This window comes from Dehalogenimonas formicexedens (genome assembly GCF_001953175.1).
Lineage (GTDB): Bacteria > Chloroflexota > Dehalococcoidia > Dehalococcoidales > Dehalococcoidaceae > Dehalogenimonas > Dehalogenimonas formicexedens.
In genome coordinates this window covers 786,080-809,088 of record NZ_CP018258.1, presented here as the reverse complement: position 1 = coordinate 809,088, position 23,009 = coordinate 786,080, and the positions used below count along the sequence as shown (strand labels likewise).

31 protein-coding genes and 2 tRNA genes are annotated in these 23,009 nt (G+C 53.9%); 27 read left to right on the top strand and 6 right to left on the bottom strand.

What is annotated here, in order from left to right; genetic code table 11:
- The first annotated feature begins 25 nt into the window (after positions 1–25).
- From atpA to Dform_RS04345, 4 genes are read left to right on the top strand one after another with little or no spacing between them, the layout of a single operon-like run.
- Positions 26–1,537, top strand: coding sequence for a F0F1 ATP synthase subunit alpha (atpA, locus tag Dform_RS04360; RefSeq protein ID WP_076003944.1), 1,512 nt, complete (start codon positions 26–28; stop codon positions 1,535–1,537).
- Between the two features lie 18 nt (positions 1,538–1,555).
- Positions 1,556–2,413, top strand: a complete 858-nt coding sequence (gene atpG / locus Dform_RS04355) for an ATP synthase F1 subunit gamma (protein ID WP_076003943.1) — start codon at positions 1,556–1,558, stop codon at positions 2,411–2,413.
- 15 nt (positions 2,414–2,428) lie between these two features.
- The gene (atpD, locus tag Dform_RS04350) at positions 2,429–3,820 is read left to right on the top strand and encodes a F0F1 ATP synthase subunit beta (RefSeq protein ID WP_076003942.1); all 1,392 of its coding nucleotides are present in this window, start codon (positions 2,429–2,431) and stop codon (positions 3,818–3,820) included.
- A gap of 54 nt (positions 3,821–3,874) precedes the next feature.
- A complete protein-coding gene (locus tag Dform_RS04345) occupies positions 3,875–4,318 on the top strand; it encodes a F0F1 ATP synthase subunit epsilon (protein ID WP_076003941.1) in 444 nt (147 codons plus the stop codon).
- Positions 4,319–4,674: 356 nt separating this feature from the next.
- Here the strand turns inward: Dform_RS04345 and Dform_RS04340 are convergent, their stop codons facing one another.
- On the bottom strand, positions 4,675–4,902 hold the full coding sequence (locus Dform_RS04340) for a KH domain-containing protein (protein ID WP_076003940.1): 228 nt from the start codon (positions 4,900–4,902) through the stop codon (positions 4,675–4,677).
- Between the two features lie 27 nt (positions 4,903–4,929).
- On the bottom strand, positions 4,930–5,169 hold the full coding sequence (rpsP, locus tag Dform_RS04335) for a 30S ribosomal protein S16 (RefSeq protein ID WP_076003939.1): 240 nt from the start codon (positions 5,167–5,169) through the stop codon (positions 4,930–4,932).
- Positions 5,170–5,321: 152 nt separating this feature from the next.
- Here rpsP and nfi point away from each other — a divergent pair, with 152 nt between their 5' ends.
- On the top strand, positions 5,322–6,029 hold the full coding sequence (gene nfi / locus Dform_RS04330; RefSeq protein ID WP_076003938.1) for a deoxyribonuclease V: 708 nt from the start codon (positions 5,322–5,324) through the stop codon (positions 6,027–6,029).
- A protein-coding gene (gene prfB, locus Dform_RS04325) for a peptide chain release factor 2 (RefSeq protein ID WP_099092352.1) occupies positions 6,029–7,124 on the top strand; the annotation gives its coding sequence in 2 pieces (ribosomal slippage) (positions 6,029–6,094 and positions 6,096–7,124; 1,095 coding nt in all). Before nfi ends, prfB begins: the two co-directional genes overlap by 1 nt.
- A gap of 24 nt (positions 7,125–7,148) precedes the next feature.
- On the opposite strand, the gene Dform_RS04320 is transcribed toward prfB, so the two are convergent.
- Both Dform_RS04320 and Dform_RS04315 read right to left on the bottom strand, forming a co-directional pair.
- Positions 7,149–7,238: transfer RNA gene (locus tag Dform_RS04320), tRNA-Ser, on the bottom strand.
- Between the two features lie 82 nt (positions 7,239–7,320).
- Entirely contained in the window at positions 7,321–7,650 is a 330-nt protein-coding gene (locus Dform_RS04315; protein WP_076003936.1) for a hypothetical protein, read from the bottom strand.
- A 193-nt stretch (positions 7,651–7,843) separates the two neighbouring features.
- On the opposite strand from Dform_RS04315, the gene thrS reads away from it, so the two are divergent.
- The 13 genes from thrS to Dform_RS04250 all read left to right on the top strand — a co-directional run bounded on the left by thrS (position 7,844) and on the right by Dform_RS04250 (position 16,315).
- On the top strand, positions 7,844–9,559 hold the full coding sequence (thrS, locus tag Dform_RS04310) for a threonine--tRNA ligase (protein WP_076005060.1): 1,716 nt from the start codon (positions 7,844–7,846) through the stop codon (positions 9,557–9,559).
- A 68-nt stretch (positions 9,560–9,627) separates the two neighbouring features.
- Positions 9,628–10,302: an FmdB family zinc ribbon protein gene (locus Dform_RS04305; protein ID WP_076003935.1), complete on the top strand. Its 675-nt coding sequence runs from the start codon at positions 9,628–9,630 to the stop codon at positions 10,300–10,302.
- A gap of 8 nt (positions 10,303–10,310) precedes the next feature.
- Positions 10,311–10,386 (top strand) — tRNA-Ile (locus tag Dform_RS04300).
- Positions 10,387–10,503: 117 nt separating this feature from the next.
- A complete protein-coding gene (gene hflX / locus Dform_RS04295; protein ID WP_076003934.1) occupies positions 10,504–11,631 on the top strand; it encodes a GTPase HflX in 1,128 nt (375 codons plus the stop codon).
- Positions 11,632–11,958: 327 nt separating this feature from the next.
- Complete coding sequence (locus Dform_RS04290) at positions 11,959–12,228, top strand: hypothetical protein (RefSeq protein WP_076003933.1); 270 nt, start codon at positions 11,959–11,961, stop codon at positions 12,226–12,228.
- A 110-nt stretch (positions 12,229–12,338) separates the two neighbouring features.
- Positions 12,339–13,034, top strand: a complete 696-nt coding sequence (locus Dform_RS04285) for a hypothetical protein (RefSeq protein ID WP_076003932.1) — start codon at positions 12,339–12,341, stop codon at positions 13,032–13,034.
- 159 nt (positions 13,035–13,193) lie between these two features.
- The gene (locus Dform_RS04280; RefSeq protein ID WP_076003931.1) at positions 13,194–13,730 is read left to right on the top strand and encodes a recombinase family protein; all 537 of its coding nucleotides are present in this window, start codon (positions 13,194–13,196) and stop codon (positions 13,728–13,730) included.
- Positions 13,708–13,935 carry a hypothetical protein gene (locus tag Dform_RS04275; protein WP_076003930.1) on the top strand — a complete coding sequence of 76 codons (228 nt, stop codon included), beginning with the start codon at positions 13,708–13,710 and terminating at the stop codon, positions 13,933–13,935. Before Dform_RS04280 ends, Dform_RS04275 begins: the two co-directional genes overlap by 23 nt.
- 1 nt (position 13,936) lies before the next feature.
- Positions 13,937–14,119, top strand: coding sequence for a hypothetical protein (locus tag Dform_RS04270; protein ID WP_076003929.1), 183 nt, complete (start codon positions 13,937–13,939; stop codon positions 14,117–14,119).
- Entirely contained in the window at positions 14,116–14,721 is a 606-nt protein-coding gene (locus Dform_RS04265; protein ID WP_076003928.1) for a hypothetical protein, read from the top strand. Before Dform_RS04270 ends, Dform_RS04265 begins: the two co-directional genes overlap by 4 nt.
- A 280-nt stretch (positions 14,722–15,001) precedes the next feature.
- Complete coding sequence (locus Dform_RS04260) at positions 15,002–15,292, top strand: hypothetical protein (protein WP_076003927.1); 291 nt, start codon at positions 15,002–15,004, stop codon at positions 15,290–15,292.
- A complete protein-coding gene (locus tag Dform_RS11220; RefSeq protein WP_076003926.1) occupies positions 15,289–15,756 on the top strand; it encodes a hypothetical protein in 468 nt (155 codons plus the stop codon). Before Dform_RS04260 ends, Dform_RS11220 begins: the two co-directional genes overlap by 4 nt.
- Positions 15,734–16,315 carry a zonular occludens toxin domain-containing protein gene (locus Dform_RS04250; RefSeq protein WP_076003925.1) on the top strand — a complete coding sequence of 194 codons (582 nt, stop codon included), beginning with the start codon at positions 15,734–15,736 and terminating at the stop codon, positions 16,313–16,315. The genes Dform_RS11220 and Dform_RS04250 overlap by 23 nt, the downstream gene beginning before the upstream one ends.
- Positions 16,316–16,584: 269 nt before the next feature.
- On the opposite strand, the gene Dform_RS11215 is transcribed toward Dform_RS04250, so the two are convergent.
- Positions 16,585–16,854: a hypothetical protein gene (locus Dform_RS11215; RefSeq protein ID WP_145925531.1), complete on the bottom strand. Its 270-nt coding sequence runs from the start codon at positions 16,852–16,854 to the stop codon at positions 16,585–16,587.
- Here Dform_RS11215 and Dform_RS04240 point away from each other — a divergent pair.
- From Dform_RS04240 to Dform_RS11005, 8 genes are all read left to right on the top strand, one after another.
- The gene (locus tag Dform_RS04240) at positions 16,853–17,401 is read left to right on the top strand and encodes a hypothetical protein (protein ID WP_145925530.1); all 549 of its coding nucleotides are present in this window, start codon (positions 16,853–16,855) and stop codon (positions 17,399–17,401) included. The genes Dform_RS11215 and Dform_RS04240 overlap by 2 nt on opposite strands.
- A 68-nt stretch (positions 17,402–17,469) precedes the next feature.
- Positions 17,470–17,886: a hypothetical protein gene (locus tag Dform_RS04235; protein ID WP_158513466.1), complete on the top strand. Its 417-nt coding sequence runs from the start codon at positions 17,470–17,472 to the stop codon at positions 17,884–17,886.
- Positions 17,883–18,980 carry a hypothetical protein gene (locus Dform_RS04230; protein ID WP_076003921.1) on the top strand — a complete coding sequence of 366 codons (1,098 nt, stop codon included), beginning with the start codon at positions 17,883–17,885 and terminating at the stop codon, positions 18,978–18,980. Before Dform_RS04235 ends, Dform_RS04230 begins: the two co-directional genes overlap by 4 nt.
- Positions 18,981–19,145, top strand: a complete 165-nt coding sequence (locus Dform_RS11360) for a hypothetical protein (protein ID WP_158513465.1) — start codon at positions 18,981–18,983, stop codon at positions 19,143–19,145.
- Positions 19,142–20,410 (top strand): hypothetical protein, encoded by a 1,269-nt coding sequence (locus Dform_RS11355; protein ID WP_158513464.1) that lies wholly within the window; start codon positions 19,142–19,144, stop codon positions 20,408–20,410. The genes Dform_RS11360 and Dform_RS11355 overlap by 4 nt, the downstream gene beginning before the upstream one ends.
- Complete coding sequence (locus tag Dform_RS04220; protein ID WP_076003920.1) at positions 20,398–20,670, top strand: hypothetical protein; 273 nt, start codon at positions 20,398–20,400, stop codon at positions 20,668–20,670. Before Dform_RS11355 ends, Dform_RS04220 begins: the two co-directional genes overlap by 13 nt.
- Before the next feature lie 283 nt (positions 20,671–20,953).
- A complete protein-coding gene (locus tag Dform_RS04210) occupies positions 20,954–21,280 on the top strand; it encodes a hypothetical protein (protein WP_076003918.1) in 327 nt (108 codons plus the stop codon).
- Positions 21,281–21,564: 284 nt separating this feature from the next.
- A complete protein-coding gene (locus tag Dform_RS11005; RefSeq protein WP_158513463.1) occupies positions 21,565–21,738 on the top strand; it encodes a toxin-antitoxin system HicB family antitoxin in 174 nt (57 codons plus the stop codon).
- An 85-nt stretch (positions 21,739–21,823) separates the two neighbouring features.
- Here Dform_RS11005 and Dform_RS04205 read toward each other — a convergent pair whose 3' ends face one another.
- On the bottom strand, positions 21,824–23,008 hold the full coding sequence (locus tag Dform_RS04205; RefSeq protein ID WP_076003917.1) for an LL-diaminopimelate aminotransferase: 1,185 nt from the start codon (positions 23,006–23,008) through the stop codon (positions 21,824–21,826).
- Between the last annotated feature and the right edge of the window lies 1 nt (position 23,009).

The following is a 23,009-nucleotide window of genomic DNA, read 5'->3' as shown; positions in this document are numbered from 1 at the left end:
GGCCACTCCAAAAGGAGTTTTGAACATGGCGCAAAAAGGTTTGGACATAGTTGCCGTAATCAAAGAGCAGATCGAAAACTTCGGTGCAGAGGTTACCGTTACCGACGTCGGCACGGTGATCGAGGTCGGCGATGGTATCGCCCGTATCCACGGCCTGGCATCGGCGGAATACAACGAACTGCTTGAGTTCCCTAACGGCGTTATGGGTATTGCCCTAAACCTCGAAGAGGACTCTGTCGCCGCAGTGCTACTGGGAGAAGATACCCTGATCAAAGAAGGCGATGAAGTCAGGCGCACCAACCGCGTGGTCGAGGTACCCGTCGGGATGGAAATGATCGGCCGTGTCGTCAATCCTCTGGGCCAACCCATCGATGGCAAAGGACCAATAAAAACCTCAAAGCGACGTGCCGTCGAGCGTGTGGCGCCTAACGTCGTCACCCGAAAAGGCGTCGATACCCCGGTTCAAACCGGTATCAAGGCAATCGACTCAATGATTCCGATTGGCCGTGGTCAACGGGAACTCATTATCGGCGATCGTTCCACTGGTAAAACAGCCGTCGCCCTGGACACCATTATCAATCAGAAGGGCGGCGATCTAATCTGCATCTACGTCGCTATCGGTTTGAAGACGTCAAAGATCGCCCAGATTGTCGGTACGCTTGAAAAATACGGCGCCATGGCTCATACCATTGTTGTAGCCGCCTCTGCCTCAGATCCGGCCGCTTTCCAGTACCTGGCTCCGTTTTCCGGTTGCGCCATGGGAGAAGAGTTCATGGATACCGGCAAAGAGGCTTTGATCGTCTATGACGACCTGACAAAACACGCTTGGGCCTACCGCCAATTGTCCCTTTTGCTTCGCCGCCCGCCGGGCCGAGAAGCCTATCCCGGCGACGTCTTCTATTTACACTCACGACTTCTGGAACGCGCTGCCAAATTGAACAAAGAAAACGGCGGTGGCTCCCTGACCGCGTTACCGATTATTGAAACTCAAGCCCAAGACGTTTCGGCTTATATTCCGACCAACGTAATTTCGATTACCGACGGCCAGATCTACCTTGAGCCTGATCTGTTCAACGCCGGCATTCGGCCTGCCCTGAACGTCGGTATTTCCGTGTCTCGCGTTGGTTCGGCCGCCCAAACCAAGGCTATGAGAAAGGTTGCCGGCCGCCTTAAGTTGGAAATGAGCCAATATCAGGCTTTGGCTGCTTTCGCTCAATTCGGTACGTCTGAACTCGACAAGGCGACTAGAGCACAAATCGAGCGCGGTCAACGGATTACTGAAGTCCTGAAACAACTCCAATACAAACCCGTTGCCGTGGAAAATCAGGTCATTATTTTCTTTGCCCTTCTCAACGGGTTCCTCGACGATGTCGCCGTCTCCGATGTGTCACGGTTTGAAACAAGCCTTTACCAATTCTTGTCGGCTAATTACCCCCAGATTGCCAAAGGGATCGCCGACACCAAGGTCTTTAGCCCCGAGACCGAGACGGCCCTCAAAGGCGCACTGGTCGAATTCAAGAAAAGTTTTATAGCCTAGGGAAGGATCATACGATAAATGGCTAACCTAAGAGCCATACGGCTGCGGATTCGCGGCGTTAAGAACATCGCCAAGATCACGCGTGCCATGGAGATGATCGCCGCCTCCAAGATGCGCAAAGCCCAGGATCGCGGTTTGGCGGGGCGCCCTTACAGCCAGAAAATAACCGCTGTCATCGCCGCTCTCTCGGCCAGGTCCGAGGGCAAAGCTGGGCATCCCCTTTTAGAGCAACGTCCGGTGAAGAAGGTCGCCATCCTTCATATCACCCCGGACCGTGGTCTTTCAGGCGGGCTCGTTGGAAACATAAACCGGGCGACGCTGGCCTTTGCCATTGATCATAAAGAGCTACCTCTGAACATGATCGTGGTCGGTAAAAAGGGGCTCGATTTCATGAGGCGTTCGCAACGAAACATTGTTGCTGAATTTACTGGGCTTGGAGATAAACCCACTCTGATGGATACCCTGCCCATTTCGCGGGTAATTATGGATGACTTCAAGTCCGGCGCCGTCGACGAGGTCTATGTGGCTTACAGCCAGTTCGTGTCAACTTTGGTTCAGAAACCTGAGGTCGTGAAACTACTGCCGGTAGAACCTGCGCAAGTACCGCCCCAGCAGAATGTCGAATACATATTTGAACCGGATGCCGCCGGTGTTTTAGGTTCTCTATTGCCCCGATACATCGAAATGAAAGTCTACCATTTGATACTGGAATCGATCGCCAGTGAACAATCGGCGCGCATGGTGGCCATGAGAAACGCCACCCAGAACGCCAACGAACTGGTGGGTGAATTGACGCTTGAATACAACAAGGCGCGCCAGGAGTCTATTACTTCGGAACTGCTCGACATCGTCGGCGGCGTGGCGGCGCTGGCATAACTCTAGGAGGAATTGATGGCCAAAGGTAAAGTTGTACAGGTTATCGGCTCGGTGGTTGACGTTGAATTCCCATCAGCTGAACTTCCGGCTCTCTTCAATGCTGTTGAAATCGACAACCAGGGCGAGCGCATCGTTCTGGAAGTTCAGGCCCACGTTGGAAATAACTGGGTCCGATGCCTTTCCTTCATGCCGACCGATGGCTTGGCCCGTGGCACCGAGGTCGTTGACACCGGCGCGCCGGTTAGCGTGCCGGTAGGGCAGGGAGCGCTGGGACGCATCTTCAACGTCCTGGGTGAACCTCTTGACAGCGAAGGCGAAGTCAAAACCACCGAACGCTGGCCGATTCATCGAAACGCCCCTCCTTTCGATCAGCAGGAAACTACCGCTCAGATGCTGGAAACGGGTATCAAGGTTATCGACCTCATCACTCCGTTTGCCAGAGGCGGTAAGATCGGTGCCTATGGCGGCGCCGGCGTGGGTAAAACCGTTATCATCCAGGAACTTATCCGCAACATCGCCTCGGAACACGGCGGCTTCTCGGTCTTCGCCGGCGTCGGCGAAAGATCCAGGGAAGGTAACGACCTGTGGCATGAAATGAAGGACTCCGGTGTTATCGCCAAGACCGCTCTGGTTTTCGGTCAGATGAACGAACTGCCCGCCGTGCGCCTGAGAATCGCCCTGACTGGCCTGACCATGGCCGAATATTTCCGCGATGTTGAGCACCGCGACGTACTTCTCTTCATCGATAATATCTACCGCTACACGCTTGCCGGTGTTGAAGTGTCGGCCCTTCTCGGCCGCATGCCTTCGGCCGTTGGTTATCAACCGACGCTGGCTACCGAAATGGGCGCCCTCCAGGAGCGCATCACCACAACTAAAAACGGTTCGATCACCTCGTTCCAAGCCATTTACGTACCGGCCGACGACTACACCGACCCCGGCGTCGTTGCCACCTTCGGCCACCTGGACGCGGTCATCGCCCTTGAGCGTTCTCTGGCGGCCCAGGCCCTTTTCCCGGCGGTTGATCCCCTGGCTTCGAACTCCCGCATCCTTGATCCTATCGTCGTTGGCGAAGAGCATTATCGCACCGCCCGCGAAGTGCAGCGGGTGCTTCAACGCTACAAGGACCTCCAGGACGTCATCGCCATTCTCGGCATGGAAGAGCTTTCAGAAGAAGACAAGGCTACGGTTGCCCGTGCCCGCAAGATTCAGCGCTTCTTGACCCAGCCGTTCTTCGTGTCGGAGATTTTCACCGGGCGTCCCGGCAAGTATGTTTCACTTTCCGAAACCATCCGCGGCTTCAAAGAAATCCTGGAAGGCAAACATGATGCCCTGCCGGAGCAAGCCTTCTACATGGTCGGCACCATTGATGAAGCCGTCGAAGCCGCAGCCAAGATGGCTGCCTAACAACAATTGAGTTTTTAAAGGTACAATACTAGATATGGTATCGGAGTCGGAAATTTGGCAACGATAAGATTAGAAGTGGTGACGCCGGAACGGAGCGTCTTTTCCGACGACGTCGATATCGTAGTCGCCCCCGGTATTGAAGGTGAACTTGGCATCCTGCCCAAGCACTCGCCATTGATGACCGCCCTGAAAACTGGTGAACTCCGAGCCCGTAAAGGATCAGAGGAATTTTCGCTCTGCGTTGCCGGTGGATTCTTGGAAGTCAGGCCGGACCGTGTGATCGTTCTTGCCGATACCTGCGAACGGGCCGAGGAGATCGATCTGGCTCGGGCAGAGGAAGCTCGCAAACGGGCTGAACAGCGAATGTCGGAGAAATACGAACCCGGTTTCGATGCCGCCGAAAGCGAAGCTGCCCTCCATCGGGCTATGGCGCGTCTGGCAATCGCCGAAAAAGCGAAGCACCGTAAGGGTTCCCTCCGACCACCTCCTTCGACTTGATAAACCCGATTCTAAAAAGAGTCCTGAAAATAGGACTCTTTTTTTACACAGTTCATTCCCGAGTCCCTGATCTCGGATAAATCGCGTTGAGCCGTGGTTATTTGTATTCATTCTTTGGTAATTCCGCACTTATCAATGGTACCTTGGAAAAGTATGCACGGTTTTGTTCGTCTTGAAATCCCTTCATAGCCTCGGAACCTGGACTCGGGTCGATTTTATCTTTACCTTTTCCGGGGGGATGCGTGATAAAGAAGGTAAATTGATATCAAAACGATAGGTCCTCAGTCGCAAAAAAGAAAGGGGGATGCACCGGTTGGCGCATCCCCCATTCTTAATATCTGAAATGGTTCTTAATTTTAGAGAATTTCAAGCCTGGCTTTGGTGCCGGCTTTTGCGGCTTTCACCCTTATAAGCGTCCGCATGGCCTGAGCGATCCGGCCCTGTTTGCCGATGATACGGCCCTTATCGCCGTCATCTACCTTGAGGGTCAGCTTCAAGCCTTCCTCTTCCTGTTCTTCAGTGACTATCACCGCTTCAGGTTTGTCTGCCAGGGATTTGGCGATGTACTCCACTAGCTCTTTCATGGTGGCTCCTTGCTAACGGATCGAGACCTACAGGACCCCGGCTTTTTTCAACAGTCTGCTGACCGTCTCGGTGGGTTGGGCTCCCTTACCGATCCAACTCTTGGCTTTTTCCGCTTCGACTTTGATGGTTTCGGGATTTGTCATCGGATCATATTGACCGACAATCTCAAGAAAAGCGCCGCCGCGGGAGGTTTTGGAATCGGCAACGACCATTCTGTAGCTTGGCCTTTTGGGGGCGCCCATTCTGCGAAGTTTGATCTTAAGCATGCTGCTATGGAATACTCTCTCTCTCTTTTTAGGGTATTATCCAATATGCTGATAGTAGTGTCAAATACAAACAGATTCGGAATATCATACTCCCGGTTAGCTCAGCTTAGTATGGAAGGTAAATTGCATACCGGGTATAATTACATAAAGTGATGATCAGCGAATTACATCCGTTTGAATTGTCGTATTCCTCAGCGGTGAAGCTCCAGACTGATTTGGCTTCTTCTATCGTATGTGCCGATACACCGGTCGAAGTCAAGCTTATTGCGGGGATTGACGTGTCGGTAGGCCGGCAGGGGAGTACTGGCAGGTCCGCTGTGGTCGTAATGAGTTATCCCTCCCTCGAAATCGTCGCCGAATCAATCCACGAAGGCACAGCGACAATGCCTTATATCCCCGGTTTATTATCGTTCCGGGAATTGCCTTTGATCCTTCCGGCGCTTGAAAAATTAGACGTTGAACCGGACCTTTTTATGGTCGACGGACAAGGGATAGCACATCCCAGGCGGTTGGGTATCGCATCTCACCTCGGGTTGATTGTGGGTAAACCCTCCATCGGCTGTGCCAAATCCCGCCTGTGCGGGGAGCACCAGGAGCTCGGCCCAGACATCGGCAACGGGTGCGCCCTAACCGACAGAAAAGAGATCATCGGACGCGTGCTTCGCACCCGAGCAGGCACTAAACCAATATTTGTCTCGGTAGGCCATATGATCAGCCTTGAAACTGCTGTCGATTGGGTGCTTAAATTGAATATAGGATACAGGCTTCCCGAACCCGTTCGGCAAGCTCACCTTGCTGCCGGTCGTAAAACAGCTGGGGTTTATGGTAATCATTCCCGCAGTAAGATATTGGAGAGATAATGTCAGAATTTGCATCGCCCTTAAGCGCTCTGTCTGAACGGATAATTAACGACTTGGAGCGTCTTTGACATCCCTGCTAAAGAAAAAGAAATCGCAGAACTGGAGCATATTACCGGAAACGCTGAATTTTGGCAGGATTCTCAGAAGGCGCAAGTTACCATGCGCAGGCTTAATGAGTTAAAAAAGACTGCGGAACAATGGCGCAGCCTCGAAAACCGGCTTTCCGACCTGAATGAGTTAAGCAAACTCATCGAGGGTGATCCGGCATTGTTTACTGAAATCCAGAAAGACCTGGATACCTTGACCGCTGAGCTTGACAAGCTGGAATTCGAACTGGCTTACTCCGGTCCCTACGATGAGCGCAGCGCAATCCTTTCGATCCACGCCGGAGCCGGTGGGGTGGAAAGCCAGGATTGGGCGGAGATGTTATTAAATATGTATCTCCGTTGGGCGGAGAAACATGATTATGACGCTGAAGTGCTCGACGTGTCTGCGGGCGATGAAGCCGGCATAAAAAGTGTCACCGTAATATTTCGCGGACGGTACGCCTATGGCAACCTGCGGAGTGAACATGGCGTGCATCGTCTGATCAGGCTTTCGCCTTTCGATTCCGATCACGCCAGGCACACCTCATTCGCGTTGGTGGAGGTTATGCCCGAAGCTGAAGCGGACGCCGATGTCGAGATCAACCCTGAAGACATAAAAATGGAAGCCTACCGGTCAAGCGGCGCCGGGGGGCAGAACGTCCAGAAAGTGTCCAGCGCCGTGCGCCTGACCCATGTTCCGACCGGCACTGTCGTCACCGCACAAACAGAACGCTCTCAATATCAGAACCGCGAAATAGCGATGAGCCTGCTGAAAGCCCGGCTTTTAAAGTTCAAGATCGCTGAACAGGAAATCGAACGTGCCAGGCTTAAAGGTGAACGGATCTCTGCCGAATGGGGCAGTCAGATCCGAAGTTACGTCTTACATCCGTACAAGATGGTCAAAGACCATCGCACGGATTATGAAACGGGCAATACCACGGCTGTTCTCGAACAGGGCGAGCTCGCGCCTTTTATTGATGCCTACCTGAGATCGCAGGCGGCCGGTTAGAAGCTCGCGAAAAAGAAAATAAAATGGCGGAGGGTGTGGGATTCGAACCCACGGTCCGCTTGCGCGGACAACGGTTTTCAAGACCGTCACCATAGGCCGCTCGGACAACCCTCCGCGATGCGCCGGCTATTTTAGCATTACTTCCACGTGGTTTGCATCCAGATGAGACTGGATGAACTTGCGGCCTTGCAGTGAGTTACGGGCAGAATATGTGGTGGCGCATGTCTGTGACGCCGCTCATGGCTTCGATTATGGCATCGGCTGTGGCGTCAAAGTTAGCCAGGGGCTGGATAGTGAATTTGCTGATATGGCTTAACGGGAAACTCAGGAGAATTCTGGTCAATTCTTCGTGTGAGGCTGCATCAATAATAAATAAGCCGCCACCGTCGGTAAAACTGTATGCGCCATCAAGTTTTTTTGACTCCGTCAGTTCCTTGACCCATTCTTTGCATGATTCCAGATAGTTAAGCTGAGATCTGTGTTCGGAAGTGGTCGAGGTTTGTTGTCCGTTTACCAGAAATTTCATATAAGATCCTTTAAGCCAGGGGTCGAAGCCATTTTAGGTTGAGCTAAAATTCATGTCAAGGAAATGCCAGGATTTTGCCTTGGTATACCGGTGGCGTTATAATTGCCCGATTCGGTGAGTTTAATGTTGGAAAACAAACTCATAAGGACGAGGTGAAGATTTGGCGAACGAACCGATCGATCAACAACTGGCGATGATGCGCCATTCGGCAGCTCATGTGTTGGCACATGCCGTGACCGCTCTGTTTCCGGGTACCAAACTGGGGATTGGTCCGTCGATAGAAACTGGTTTCTATTATGATTTCGAGTTGCCGCGAGCGTTGGTTCCTGAAGATCTGCCATTGATAGAAGCGAAAATGGCAGAGATTGTTAAACAGAACCTGCCGTTCGTAAAAGAAACGGTTTCCAGGGCGGAGGTGGAGAAAATTTTCGCTGGCCAACCCTATAAACTTGAAGTTCTCGCCGATCTACCTGAAGGCGAGGATATCACCATTTACCGCGACGGTGACTTTGTTGACCTGTGCCGCGGGCCTCACGTATCTCATACCGCCCGTATCAAGGCCTTCAAATTATTATCAATCGCCGGCGCGTATTGGCGTGGTGATGAGAAACGTCCGATGCTACAGCGAATTTACGGGACGGCCTTTCCGACCAAGGCTGAACTTGAAGAATACTTGAAAAAGCTCGAAGAGCTCGAAGCCAGGGACCACCGCAAGCTCAACAAACAACTCGATCTCTTCGCCACACCTGAAGAATTGGGCGGAGGGTTGATTATCTACGGACCCAAAGCTGGCCGTATAAGAACAACGGTCGAGGAATTCTGGCGCCGAGAACATTATGACGCCGGCTATGAAATACTGTACAGCCCGCATATAGGTCGCGGCACATTATGGGAGACATCAGGCCACCTCGCGAACTACAAGGATATTATGTACTCTCCCATGGATATAGATGGGCAGGACTATTACGTCAAACCCATGAACTGCCCCTTCCACATACTGTATTACAAGTCGCAGACCAGGTCTTACCGTGACCTGCCGTTGAGATGGTGCGAGCTTGGCACCGTCTACCGTTACGAACGCAGCGGCGTCTTGACTGGCCTGCTTCGGGTCCGCGGCTTCACTCAGGATGACGCCCACATTTTCTGCACTCCCGAACAAATGGAGAGCGAGATCGCCGAGGTAATCCGGTTCTCATTCCATATTTGGCAGACGTTCGGCTTCAAGGACTACCAGCTTTACCTGGCTACTCGCCCTGAGAAGGCTATCGGTACCGAAGAGCAATGGCAAAAAGCCGCGGACGTGTTGCGGAAGGTGATGGACGCCCAGGGATTGAAGTACAAGATCGATGAAGGCGGCGGCGCCTTCTACGGGCCGAAAATAGACCTTAAAGTCAAGGATGCCTTAGGCCGCGAATGGCAGATGACGACCATCCAGTTCGATTTCAACCTGCCGGAACGGTTCAACATGGTTTATGTTGGTGCGGATGGCCAGGAGCATCGGCCGTACATGGTTCACAGAGCGTTACTGGGATCATGGGAACGCTTCTTCGGTCTGTTGATAGAGCATTATGCCGGGGCGTTTCCGGTGTGGCTCCACCCGGTCCAGGTAGCCGTTCTTCCGATATCAGATCGACACCTGGAGTACGCTGGTAACCTGACCCGCGAACTCAAGGCAGCAGGCTACAGGGTGAACTTGGATGATCGCTCCGAAACCATTAATCAGAAGATCAGGCAAGCCCAATTGGATAAGATTCCATGTATGCTTGTCATAGGAGACAAGGAGATTGAATCCGGCACCGTGTCCGTCAGGTTAAGAACCGGCGAACAGAAGTTCGGTGTCACCCCAGGCAAATTGTTGGAGGGTCTAAACGCAGCGGTGAGAGAACGGGCTACAAATTTAGCCTTGTAACTTGATGAAAAAGGTTTGGAAGTGATACAATTTAACGTAAAGTAATCGAATTCTTGTGGGGGTTGCTCATGCCAATTTACGAATATATTTGCCCGCAGTGCCGCAAAACATTTGAACTCAGAAGACCGTTCAGTGAATGTGACGCCATCACAAATTGTCCAAATTGTAATGCGGAATGCGACCGGATTCTTTCAGCGGCATTTTCTCAAGTAATGTCTACGCCGCCCGATAGCTATTTGATCACTCAAGACAAAGCCAAGGAAAAGATGTGGCAGTCACAACGGCGGGCTGATGATGACAAGATCAAAAACCCGGATCCATTAAAACGGTGGCGTGAGGAACGTCAGGAAGCCTGCGGCCGCGGTCCTGAAGCTTGGGTGGAGTGGGCTAAAGAAGAGCTCGTCAAACAGGAAAAAGAAAAAGACGAGCAGAATATGAAGGAAACGGCGGAAAAGGACTACGCAAATTGGGCTAGGAAATCCACAACGGTAGATCCAAAAGAAAAAGAACGTTATTGGGCGTTGGGCGAACTCCAGAAAATGGAGGCTGAAAAACAGGCTCTTCAGGAAAAAATGAAATGGAATCCGGATACTGAAACCTGGGAAGAAGAAAAGCCCGTTTTTGATTATCCGCCGGTCATTAAACCCACAGGACAAAAGAAAGAAAGCCGTTTCGAACGCAAAAAAGTGGAACGTGACGAAGAGTCCGAAGACGAGATACCCGAGGGCGAACAATACCTATAACCGCCACCGGGCTCGTAGCTCAGTGGTCAGAGCGGGCGGCTCATAACCGCTTGGTCGCAGGTTCGAAACCTGCCGAGCCCACCATATTAAGAGCTTGATTCCGGGGGACATGTGAAGTCCCCCGGTTTTTTTAACCTGTAAAATAGAGGCAAATTCATCCCGAAATCGATTATCAATACCTCAATTGAACCTGAACGGGTAATGCTGGTCGCCATCAATACCGGCAATCCCAAGGCTCAGTCTGAGTGGACTGCCGACGAATCGCTTACGGAGCTGGCTGAACTGGTCAAAACCGCAGGGGGCGTTGTGGTGGGGCGCCTGACGCAGCGGTTGCCCCAACCCCAAAAGGTGACCTATCTGGGGAAAGGGAAGCTCGACGAACTAATCGAGTCCCGAGCCCAAATCAACTATGACACCGCGGTTTTCGACGACGAACTAACTCCGTTGCAGCAGCGAACTCTTGAAGAAGCCCTGAAGGTCAAGGTGATCGACAGGGTAGCTCTTATCCTCGACATCTTCGCCCGGCACGCACACACCAGGGAAGGAAAACTTCAAGTTGAACTGGCGCAGTTACAATACCTGCTGCCCCGCCTTGCCGGACAATGGAGTCACCTGGAGCGTCTCGGGGGCGGCATTGGTACCAGAGGTCCCGGCGAATCCCAGCTAGAGACTGACAAGCGCATATTGCAGCGCAAAATTGTCGTCCTGGAATCCAAACTTGACGATGTGAGCCGCCAACGAGACCTGTACAGGCAAAAGAGGAAAAGAGAAGGGATTCCGGTAGCTGCCCTGGTGGGATATACCAATAGCGGCAAAAGCAGCCTTATGCGGGCTATGACCAAAGCTGATGTTTTTGTAGAAGACAAATTGTTTGCCACCCTGGATCCGACGACCAGGCGAATGACGCTGCCCGACAAACGGCAAATCCTGATAACAGACACGGTCGGGTTTATTAAAAAGCTGCCGCCGACGATCGTGAAAGCCTTCCGGGCCACTCTCGAGGAACTCTCCGAGGCTTCCATATTGATCCATGTAATTGACATAACATCGAGAAATGCGGTAGGGCAGTGTCAGACTGTTGAGACTATCCTTAAGGAACTTGAAATCGACGAAAAACCACGGATCACTGTGTTTAACAAGATAGACTTGTTACCAGGCCTGGTAAACGCTAAAAACGAAACAGAAGCGCTGAGCGGTTTGAAAGAACGCGGCGTTGAGCCAGCATGTACTGTGTTCACCTCGGCGACCAACCGGTGGGGACTTAAGGACCTTTCACTAGGAATCGGGCAGCTGGTACCTGGCAACTCGACGTTCGGTTTTCAAACCTGACAAACTCAAAAGATAGCGCTCGAGACTCGAAACGGTGAATGCTTTATCCATAATCCGGGCGGCGGAGATCCGCGACCTCAAAGATAATTGGCTTTTGCTAAATGGGGACTGGGTTATTTCACGTTTATATGGTTCGCACTATATATGTTATGTTATATAGAGATATAACACTTAACATAATAGGTGCGAAATGCTTTTACATAAAGTAATCATAAAAGGATCGGTACCGCTTGAAGCTAAATGCTTAGCTTTGCCGCCCGTTCTAAAAAGAGAACACTCTAAGTTAACCGTAACTCGCATATGCGAACCGAAAAAAGAGGTAGAAAAATGTCAATCAACTTTGAAGTTGACGCCCGCCCGAAGCTTAACCCGTACGAACTGGCGATCATTCTGGGCTTACTCAGGAGAGCGGAACTTGCCGCCGAAGCTGAAAACGCCAACCACGCCCACTATCACGAATACGATAGCCCCTATAAACAACGGGCCGATGATCTCCACACACTTAGATACCGGCTTGAATACGGCGGGCGAAGCCGTGTTACCCGCCCCGTTGACCTGGGCGATCTCTCAATACCCACCGAAAAACGCCTATTATAACCCGATCGGTACCGATAAATCCCTGGGAGAACTTAGCCGGCGGCTACGCCGGCGTAAAAAACACGCCGCCGGCTATCGCGCCGGTATTATTTTATCCGTTCGGAGGGCCTGTGTCGTCTAAGTACTACCGCAAACTCTCTAAAGACGTATACCAATGCCTGGTATGCGACCGCCCCTACTCCGGCCCTATGGGTCGCCACGCGGCTACTAAATGTTGCGACGCCAAAAAGCCGGTAATCGAAATCGCTCTCTCCGAAGCGGACGAAGTTGTTAACGCCTACCTGGACAAAACCCGCCTTAGCCCCGAACTTACAGCGGATATGATGTGGGCCGATATCGAACTAGGCGCGTTAGTTCTGCCGGCCAAACCCGCCAAAAAACCCCGCCGGACGCCGGCCCAGGTTGTCGCCCAGGGCGGTAAATCAGACTCGAAAAAGGCCGATATCATCTTAGGCCAGGCGATGGCTAAAGCGGATCGTGCCGCCTTTAATGCCAACCTGGACAATATCTTGTCAACGTGCGGCCAGGCGGACGGACACGAGTGTTCGGCCCTTCAAAAACTCGCCTACGCCTTCCACCTTCATTCCTGGACTGCCGTTAAAGGCGCGGCCTATGATCTCGCGCTCGAAATTGCCGAACGGACTATAGCCCGTGGCCCTAACTGGACGCTCGCCGCCCGCTGTGAGGAAGTCTTAGCCGAACTCGACAACCTGGCCGGAGATCTCGGCATAGATCCGGCCGCCGATCCATACGACATTGACGGCCCATGCTTTGACGAAAAGCTATTTAACGAGGCCGGCGAGTGAAACAATGGCGCCGCGTCATTATTGACACTTGCCCGCATTGTGGCGCCAGTACCCAGGGCGGCCGGCGCCTGGTATTCGATCGGGATCTGGATAATTGCCAGGTCTGTATATTCTGCGGTTACGTAGCCCACGAGAGTATTAAATTAGGAGGTAAAAGGCATGAAACAACCGGCGGCCGCGCTCTATGTTCGCGTATCAACTGACGATCAAACAGTAGACAATCAATTAATAGCTTTGACTCGTTGGCTAAATGAACGCGGGCTAGGGATCGCGGCCGTTTATCAAGAGAGCGAGAGTGCTTTCAAGAGTGGCCACCAAACCGAACTAGCCCGCTTAAGGGCCGATAGCCGTAGACGCGGCCGGCCCTGGGACATTGTAGCAGTATGGGCGTTAGATCGCCTAACACGCGAGGGGCCAACGCGGGCGTTATCCCTGATTGCCGATTTTAGGTCCGTCGGCGTTCGTGTTTTAAGCTATCAAGAACAATGGTTAGATATGCCTGGCGGCCTAGACGAAGTTTTTACGGCCCTGATCGCCTGGGTTGCTAATTGGGAGAGTAAACGCCGATCTGAGCGCACAAAGGCCGGATTGGCCCGCCTGGCCGCCGGCGGTAAAACCCTGGGCCGCCCCAAAGGTTCAACCGATACGAAAAAAAGGAAAAAAAGGAGATACTATGAACCCGTCAAATCAATATAGGTTAGACGAACGCGAAATTAAGCAGATCGCCGCCGCCCTGGCCGCCGCCCAGGCCCAGGCCGAAAAAGTAGGCCGGATCGACGACGCCGGCCGGTGCTATACGTTGCGGTTGCGATTGATGGCCCCTGGAAACGCCGCGGCTAAGAAAAACGCGGCCCCTACAATGCCCGTACAAGGCCCGAAACTGGCCGCCGGAGTGGTTTAGTATGCCTGAAATTAGTACCGAACGAATCAAACAAGCCATAGCCGAACTTTGCCGGCATTGTAAAAGCGGTATACCGCCCTGGGGCCGGTGCCAGTATAGCCTATTGCCGATCACCGAACAGGGCGAGGCTTATTGTATCTATCGTTGTTCGATCTACGCCGGCGCAAAGGCGGCCGGCCGATGATTACCCAGGTATTGCCGTTAGGTGTTACCCCGAGATCGGTTAACAACCTAAAACAATTCCGAGACAAGAAAACACCAAACCGCCCGGGCGATTATAGAGGGGCGTTTGCGTCCGGTCCGGAACGGATCATAAGGGAATTGATCGGCAGCTCGGATAACGTTTTACACCTTTATTCGGGCCGTTCGACAATAGGCCGGATCCGTGTAGACCTGGAATGCGAAGAAGCCACTCTAAAAATGAGCGTCGAAAAATATATATCGAGCTGCTCGGATCATTTCGAGTGGTGTTTACTCGATCCCCCATATCAGATCAAAGACCACGACAACCTAAAAGAGTATGCCGACGCGAGGGCTTTATCAGGTAACGCGTTATTCCGTGATCGGATCCGGCTTTTTTTCCGCGAACACGTCGATAACGTTTTATACCTTGACTATTGTAGCCCAACTTGTCGAGGTTTTAGCCGAGCCGGCGTGTGGGCCTTTTTACCTGGCTATTCCTGGCAGCCGGTCCGGTGTTTGACCTGGTTAAAACGGCAAAACTATGAAATGTCTTTGTTTGATAAAAAGGATCGCCCCGCGCCAATCGTAGCCGGCCACGATTAACGGCCGAATAACAAAAAAGGAACCTTTTTAACATGTGTGAAACTGTCAATGAAAAACCGAATAATGCAATTCCTAACGTCGGGCGGGCTATCCCAAAAGCCCCCGATCCCTGGGCCGGACGCGGCGTAAAAATGCGGTGCCTTTCGTGTATGTGGTTTGTCGAAAAACGCGAGGCCGTGGGACGTTGCCGACGCCACGCCCCTACCATGTCCGGTTATCCGGTTGTCTTTAACACCGATTGGTGTGGAGATCACAAACTTAACGAGGAGGTAGTAACCTAATGACTCACCCTTGCCCGCATTGTTCTAAAGGCCCCTTTAGTTCCAAAGCATCGTTAGATCGACACGTTAGCAAGTACCACGGCGGCCCGCCGGCTGATCCGCCGGCCGATCCGCCGGCCACGCCCGCCCAGGCGGCTATCGGTACCGATCCGGCGGCCCAACCGCTTAACGTCACAAAACCGCCGGCCGGCAAATCGTATTACTGCATAGACTGTGGATCGGATATCAAAAAGGGCGCCGCCACTTGTCCGACGTGTGGAGCCGTCCATGATTGGAGCGCCGTTAAATGAGCCTAAAAACACAAGCCGACATACTCAACATAGCCGGCCAGGCGGCCGGATCCGCCGGCGCCGGCGCTCCGGCCGGCTCGGATCTAATGAGCGGCCTAAATAGCCTAATCACCGGAGCAAATCAGTTTATGACTAACCTTAACAACCTGGCCCAAAAAACCGGTATGCCGCTAATCGGGCCGGACGCGGCTATCCGACGCCTGGCGCCGCCAGCGCCCGCCCAGGCGCCCGCCCAGGCTCCGCCGGAGAGATCCGGCCCACTACTGCCGGCGCCGCCGCCGCCGCCCGCTCCGCCCGCCGTACCGGCCCTGGACTGGCCGGCTATCCTGGGCCGAGTCTCCCAGGAACTAGACAAGCGCGGGATCTCCGGCCTAACTGTCGGCCAGGTTCTCGCGTTTCTCCAAAATAAAACGCTAGGCGAGCTAGTAAACGAGGTAAAAAATGGATCTCAACCTAAAGGGTAAAACCGGAGTTATCGCCGGCCTTAAAGGATCCGGAAAGTCTAACCTGGCCGATACGATCTCGAGGACGTACGGCGCCCAGGCGCTAATCTATGACAGCCTGGGAGAGTACAACCTAAAGGCCGAGTACGACATATACCGGCCCAACGATCGCAACTCGCCGGCCGAGCTAGAAAAGGTTATCCGTGGCGTCATGCGCTCCCGCGCCTACCGGCTACTCGTTATTGACGAGTCACATCGTTTCTGCCCGCCAAAGCCGGCGCCGCTCCCCCTGGCCGTCCGCGATCTTAACGACTGGTGCCGACATGAGCAATATGATCTATCGGTACTTTTTATCACTCAACGGCCGGTTAAGCTACATCAAGATATAACCGAGCAAGCGGACTATCTCTTTTTGTTCCGCCTGGCCGGAGTTAACGATCAAAAGTACCTTAACGATCTCTCCGCCGGCCTGGGAGACGCGGTTCAAACGCTCCCGCCGTTCTACTTCTACCTATGCGATCAAACACGCCAGTATAAACTTATGTCTCCGGTACCAAAGGCGGACAAATCGAGCCACTAAAAAAGATTTTTTAACTACGTTTGCCGCCGGCTCTCCGTAAACGCGGAAAATTAGAGCCGGCGGCCCTTTTTTAGTATTGACTCCCTGGGCCGGATCCTAATACGCTAGGATCATACAAAGGCGCAAGGATCGGGCGGCCAATCTCATTAATTGGCAATACGGCCGATCACGACGGGCATTAGTCGAGTACCACGGAGCGCCGCGTAAATCGAAATAGGAGCAAGACCACTTTGGACAAAATTGGCGTACCTTCAGTACGTACCATGAAATCAGCCTTTGGCAACTATGCCGTAGGCGCCCTGGGCGGGTTGATTTACTCGCTCGGCCGCTCCGTATTCGGTAACGGCTTGATTGGCTCGCTCGTCGCGCCCGTCCTGGCCGGATCCGTTGTTAAGGGCGAGGCCGGTGTAGCTCTCGCTACAACTGCCGGTTTCTTCCAATTCTCCGGCATAGCCGGATCGTCCGCCGTGGCCGCAAGCTCCGCACCCGCCGAACAGGTAATCTAAAATGGACTTAAACAGCCTTCTAGGTTCAGTCATGGGACGCGGCCAGGCCCAGGCGGCACCGAAAAGCCGCTTTAACAACTCTTACGGCGCAAACGTCGTCATTACCGACGGCGATCTGCCGTACGATACGGCCGCCGAAGTCTATGGCGCTATGGGCGCCGCCGGCGCCGGCTTTTTCCAGATATGGCGAAAGACCGTCCTGGCACAGCGCGGTATCCGTTGGGGATCCGGCAACGCTTTAACCCCGTATAATCAAGGTTATATGTGGTTTGCTTTGCTCGACAAGACCACGGATTTCGCAACTGGCGTCGTTAGGCTTGGGATCGCGGACGCGGCCGAGCAGTACGTTTTAGTCGTCAAGGAAATGGACGACACCAACAGACTGCACACCACGACAAACACCACGATCACCACGGCACAGCCGACAGATATGGCCCAAATGATCGCTCTCCCCGAACAGATTCAAAAACCGATCGTGGGCGAGGATTCAAAAATCCATATTAAGTACGCGGCCATTTCTCGGCCAGCCGCCGAGGACTCCGCCGGCTTCTCGATCCCCGTTACCAACTACACACTCTAAGGACTGCCGGCGGGCCTGGATCCCAGGCCCGCCGGAGCCTTAATTAAGGGAAAATTTAGATTATGACAATGCTTTTTAGCAATTCGATCGCCAGGACTCAAGCCGAGCGCGAGTACCGCGCTAAAACGCGCGGCTCCCCCGATTTTACGTACACGCCAGGCGCCATAGATCCGGCGGCGATCGTCGAGATCAATATTAACAAACAATTCCCAGGCGCCCGAAAATACGAGCCGCTAGACTCGATCGAAATTATAAACAACGAGGCGGCCAATCCCGTTACAGTCTCGATCAATGATCGGCCCGCTTACGCCGATCGGACGTTTCCGATCCCCGCCAGGACTAGCCGGATCGTTGACGATGGAGTGTATATCGGAACTGTCCACGTAAGGAATGATGGCGCCGTTGCTACAACGGCCGGTAACATCGTAATCCGGCTCAAAAAGAAGCCGTACGACGCTAACGACGCGGCCAGGCGGGCGCTATGAAAACCGGCGAGACGATTCTATTGATCGGCGGCGGCGCCCTGGCCGCCTATATGCTTATTCCAAAGGCCAAAGAGGAAACGGACAAAGCGCTTTCCGGCCTGGGCGGCGGCTCGACGATGATAGATCTCTCCGGACTACTCGGCGGCCTTAACCTGGGCGGCGGCTCCGGATCCGGCGGCCTGGGCGGCTTAACCGGCGGCCTGGGCGGCGGCCTTAATGGCTTACTCGATCAGCTAACCGGCTATGTTGACGACGCCATAAAGGGCGTAACCGACGCCACAAACACGGCCCTAACCGACGCCGGCAAAGGTACCGATAATGCTTTCAAGGGCATTTTAGATCTAATCACCGGCCTAACGGATAAGGTCACTAACATTAAACTACCTGGCGGCGACGGCCCGACACAGAACGACGACGGAACGACGATCGTTAATCGAGATTGGGGATTGATCGCTAAAGATATCGGCTCCGGAGTGATCTCCGCCGGCATAGGCATAGCCGGCACATACGGCGCGATTAAGTTAATCCCGCCGATCGCAACGGGAGGCGGCGCCGTGATTAAAGCTACCGGCAATTTTGCGAGTGATCTAATTAGCGCGGCCCGAGGTCCGTTATCTACGGCAACCGAGCGCGGTTTGCTTAACCTGGGACGCGGCTTCTCGCTCGCCGGCGGCGCCCTGGGCGCTCCGGCGGCCTTTACAGTACCGACAGTATTAGCCGGCGCGGGAGCCTTTGCCGGCGGCTACGGGTTAGGCACTCTCTTTGTGGAGCATACGAGCGCCGGCCAGGCTATGACGGCATGGAGCGGGCGCCAGGGCGCGGCTACGGCCGCCGCCGTGAATAATGGTTCTGCCAACTGGCTACAAAGCACGATCGGCCGCGCGGCGGGTTGGAACGTGGCCCAGGCAACGCCGGAGGCGTACGCGATAGTAGCGAACAAGGAAAAAATGGACAATTATAACGCCGCCAATGGTACCAATTTCAATTTTGGCGGCGTAAATGTTAGTCAAATTGCTAGTACGCCCGCATTAACGCCCACGCAATCGGCACAGGTTGTAGCCGATTGGAAAAAATCACACGGCGGGAGTTTCTAATTGAGCGGAGAACTATTAGCCGCGATCATCGGCGGCTCGATCGTTGGCTTTTTGAACCTTTTAGCCTTTGCCTTTACTTACGGCAAGCTAACGCAAAAAGTTGATAACGACGATCGCCGGCTCAACCGGCTAGAATGTAAAGTTTTTGGAGAAGTGGACAAATGACGGATAAAGTAACAATCATTCCGAGTGTGCGCCAGGCGTACTATAACACCTTTGCCAATTTGCCCACGGCCGGCCTAACGGCCGGCGATTTTGGTTATGCCACGGATCGCCTAACGCTCTATCGTTGGAGCGGCTCCGCCTGGCAATCCATAAGTATTTACTCTAGCGCCGGAACCTATGCCACTATACCGGCGGCGGCGGATCTGCCGGCCGGATCCGTGTATTTTGCCACGGATCGGCTCGTTGTATATCAGCAACAGGGCGGCGCCTGGGTTGCTATTACGATCTACTCCGGATCCGGAACCTTTGCCGCAATACCGGCGGCGGCCAATCTGCCGGCCGGATCCCTTTACAAAGCCACAGACAACGGCAACCTATATCAAGTTCAAGCCGGCGCCTGGGCGGCGATCGTTAGCTCCGGAGTGAATTATCAATCCTTTACGGCTAACGGCACATGGAATAAGCCAGGCAATACAACGCTTGCCTATGTTGAAGTTATCGGCGGCGGCGGCGGTGGCGCCGGTGGTGGTAACGCGAACCCCGCTTCCGGCGGCGGTGGTGGCGGTGGCGGCGCTCGCGCCTGGCGGATTATCCCGATCTCCGTTTTAGGCGCTACGGAGTCCGTAACAGTTGGCGGAGTCGCAAACGGCGGCGCTGGAACTAGTTCAAATATGACGAGTGGCTCCCCAGGAACGGCCGGTAACTATTCCAGTTTTGGCGCCTGGCTCCGAGCTAACGGCGGCTATGGCGGATTAGGCGGATATAGCGGAGCCGTCGGCGGCGCCGGCGGCCATGTAGGAACTACGCAACCGACAAAAACGGCGGCGATCTCCCAGGCCGGCGGCCTGGGTGGCATAGCAAGCGCAACCGGCTACGGCGCGGAGTTTGGCGGCGGCGCGGGCGGAACGTCTACAACTGCAGCCGGCGTAAATGGTCAAAGTTCAGTATTCGGCGCCGGCGGCGGCGGATCCGGCGGATCCGCGACAGGCGGGCCGGCTTACACCAACGGCGGAGCCGGCGGCGGCGTAGGCGATTGGGGAAACGGCGGCGGGCCGGCGGGCGGCGCGGGCGCCGGTACAGCCGGTACGGCCGGTAATGCCTGTATCTGTGGAACGGGCGGCGCCGGCGGCGGCGGCGGTACGAATATAGGCGGCGCCGGCGGAGCGCCAGGCGGCGGCGGTGGTGGTGGTGGCGCGGGTATAGTTGCTATTAGCGGAGCCGGCGGCCAGGGCGCTCGCGGAGAGGTTAGAGTATGGTCATTCTAAATAGAGCCTTGATCGAAACGGCAACCGGCAAAGTATTAAACGTATGCGCCATAGATCCGGCCAAAGCCTGGGCGGCTCCGGCCGGCACTACTCTTTTATCGGAGTTTGACAGCGCCGGCGCGGAGATCGGCGCAACCTGGGACGGAACGAAGTTTACACGGGCCGCCGTTGTCGTAACCGACATACGGGCCGAGTTTGCCGCCCTGGGAACTGTGGCGGCTAAGATTGATTTTATCGCTAATAGGCTCGGTTTACGATGATCGCCAGGCTAAAGCTAATTGCCCAGGTTGCGATCGGCCGCGCCTATTACTGGTTTTGGCATGATCTACTCTGCCGGCAAGAGCCTTTTACTTATCAACTCGCTCGCAATATCCGGCGGAACGGCGCCTTTTTTTGGGCCGCGTTTATCCTGGCCCAATGGGCGGCCTACTGGCATTTTATGCCGGCCTGGCCCTATGCCCTGGCCTGGCTCGCTTCCGATTGTTGGCTCATTGACCATCTAATTGACTACCTAATAGATCACAGATCGGAGATCTCCGGACTATGAAACAAGATTTTAGACTCGACAACGCGGAGTATATCGAGAGCGAGGCCGGTAACATCGGCCTACGCTGTAAATGTGGCGCCGGCGCCGGCAAGGTTGTTTATATCGTAACGGCCAGGATCCCGCCGGCCCGTAATCCGATCACGCGCCGCGAGTGTGCCAGTATTGAAACGGGCGCCTATTGTTACCGATGTCTAAAGGCCGCCGTCCTGGGCGCCGGCCGGATCCCAACGCCAATGAGCGAGGATCTATACGACAAATTACGGGCGGATCTTACCGGCACGCTCTACCCTGGCCGGCCGCTAAAGACCTTGATAACGATCTAAAGCTAAATACGATTGATAAAAGCCGCGCAAGATCCCGCGCGGCTTTTTTGTTGTCCGGATCCAAAAAGCCAGGCGCTACAATGCCCAACGCGGCCCGCTCCGGCGCCCGCCTGGCATTTTACCCGAGACGATATCGGTACCGATCAGTTTAGATCTAAACATATCGGTACCGCTCCCGTTGCCGGCAACGGCTCCGGTACCGATCCGGCCGGATCCATTTGTTATTAGCCGGTTAAAAAAAGTATTGACAAGCCTTTTTAGATAGTGATAACATGATAACAGTTATGAGCGACGAAACGACAACAATGATCCGGATCCCGATCTCGATCCATAAAGCGCTAAAGGTTGCGGCCGCCGCCGCCGGCAAATCAACGGCTCAATATGTGGCGGACGTGCTAACTCCAACTCTAAAAACGTCCGCCGGCGCTCCCTATCTGCCAAACGATCGTACTAAATAGGATACCGGAGATATATGTTATGGTAATTAGGGAGTGCTCAGAGCACGGTCTTTACATAACGATAGCTGGATTTTGTCAGGAAAGGCTACCGGGATTTACTCCTGCCAACCGTGCCCCTCCAGGACGATAATTTAGAAAGACCTTTAACGAGACTGGCGTCAGAAAGGGTTAATGACAGCCTTACATAGCCTTCACCTTCGGCGCCGTAACCGGTACCCGGCGTAACAACAACGCCAACCTGGTCCAGCATTTCCGTGGCAAAACTGGCTGAAGTAAAACCCCTGGGTACTTTTGCCCATACATACAGGCTGGCTTTCGGCGTCTGCACTTCAAGTCCCATGTCCTGAAGTGTCTCAACAACCAGGTCGCGCCGCCGCTGGTAGATCGCATTATGTCGTGCAATCTCGTCCTGGGGACCTGTTAGAGCTTCGATTGCCGCAAGTTGTATCGCCTGGGGTACGCCGGAGTCGATATTAGATTTGAACCTTTTGAGCGCATCGATCATTTTGGCGTTACCAACCGCCATTCCGACGCGCCAACCCGTCATGTTGTAGCTTTTGGACAACGAATGGAACTCGATGCCGATGTCCTTGGCGCCGGCAGCCTGCAGGAAACTTGGCGGTTTGTATCCGTCATAAGACACTTCGGTGTACGGACCGTCATGGCATACCGCTATGTCGTGAGCCTTGGCAAATGCCACGACTTTATCGAAGAATCCTATATCGGCGATTGCTCCGGTGGGATTGTTCGGATAGCAGATCCACAGCAGTTTTGCCTTCTCAAGTATCTCGTGTGGAATTGAATCTAAATCTAGTAGAAAATTATTGGCTGCAGTCAATGGCATGTGATACGGAACGGCATCCGCCAGCGAGGTGCTTATACCGTACACCGGGTAAGCCGGATCGGGAATTAATGCCACATCGCCGGGGTCCAGCATGCACCAGGTAATGTGCCCGATGCCTTCCTTTGATCCGATTAGCGGCAAAACCTCCGAATCCGGGTCTAAGGTGACATCAAACCGTCGCTGGTACCAGGTTGAGATAGCTTTTCGCAATTCCGGCATGCCCTCGGATTCTGGATAACGATGGTTCGCCGGATCATGGGCGGCCAGGCACAGTTTGTCGATTACGTTTTTGGGTGTTGGAAGATCGGGATCGCCGATGCCGAAGCTGATCACCTCTTCGCCGCGTGCCCGTTTTTCAGCTATCTTTTTGCTTATGGTAACAAATAGATAAGGCGGCAGATTTTCAATTCTCCGGGCGATTTTCATA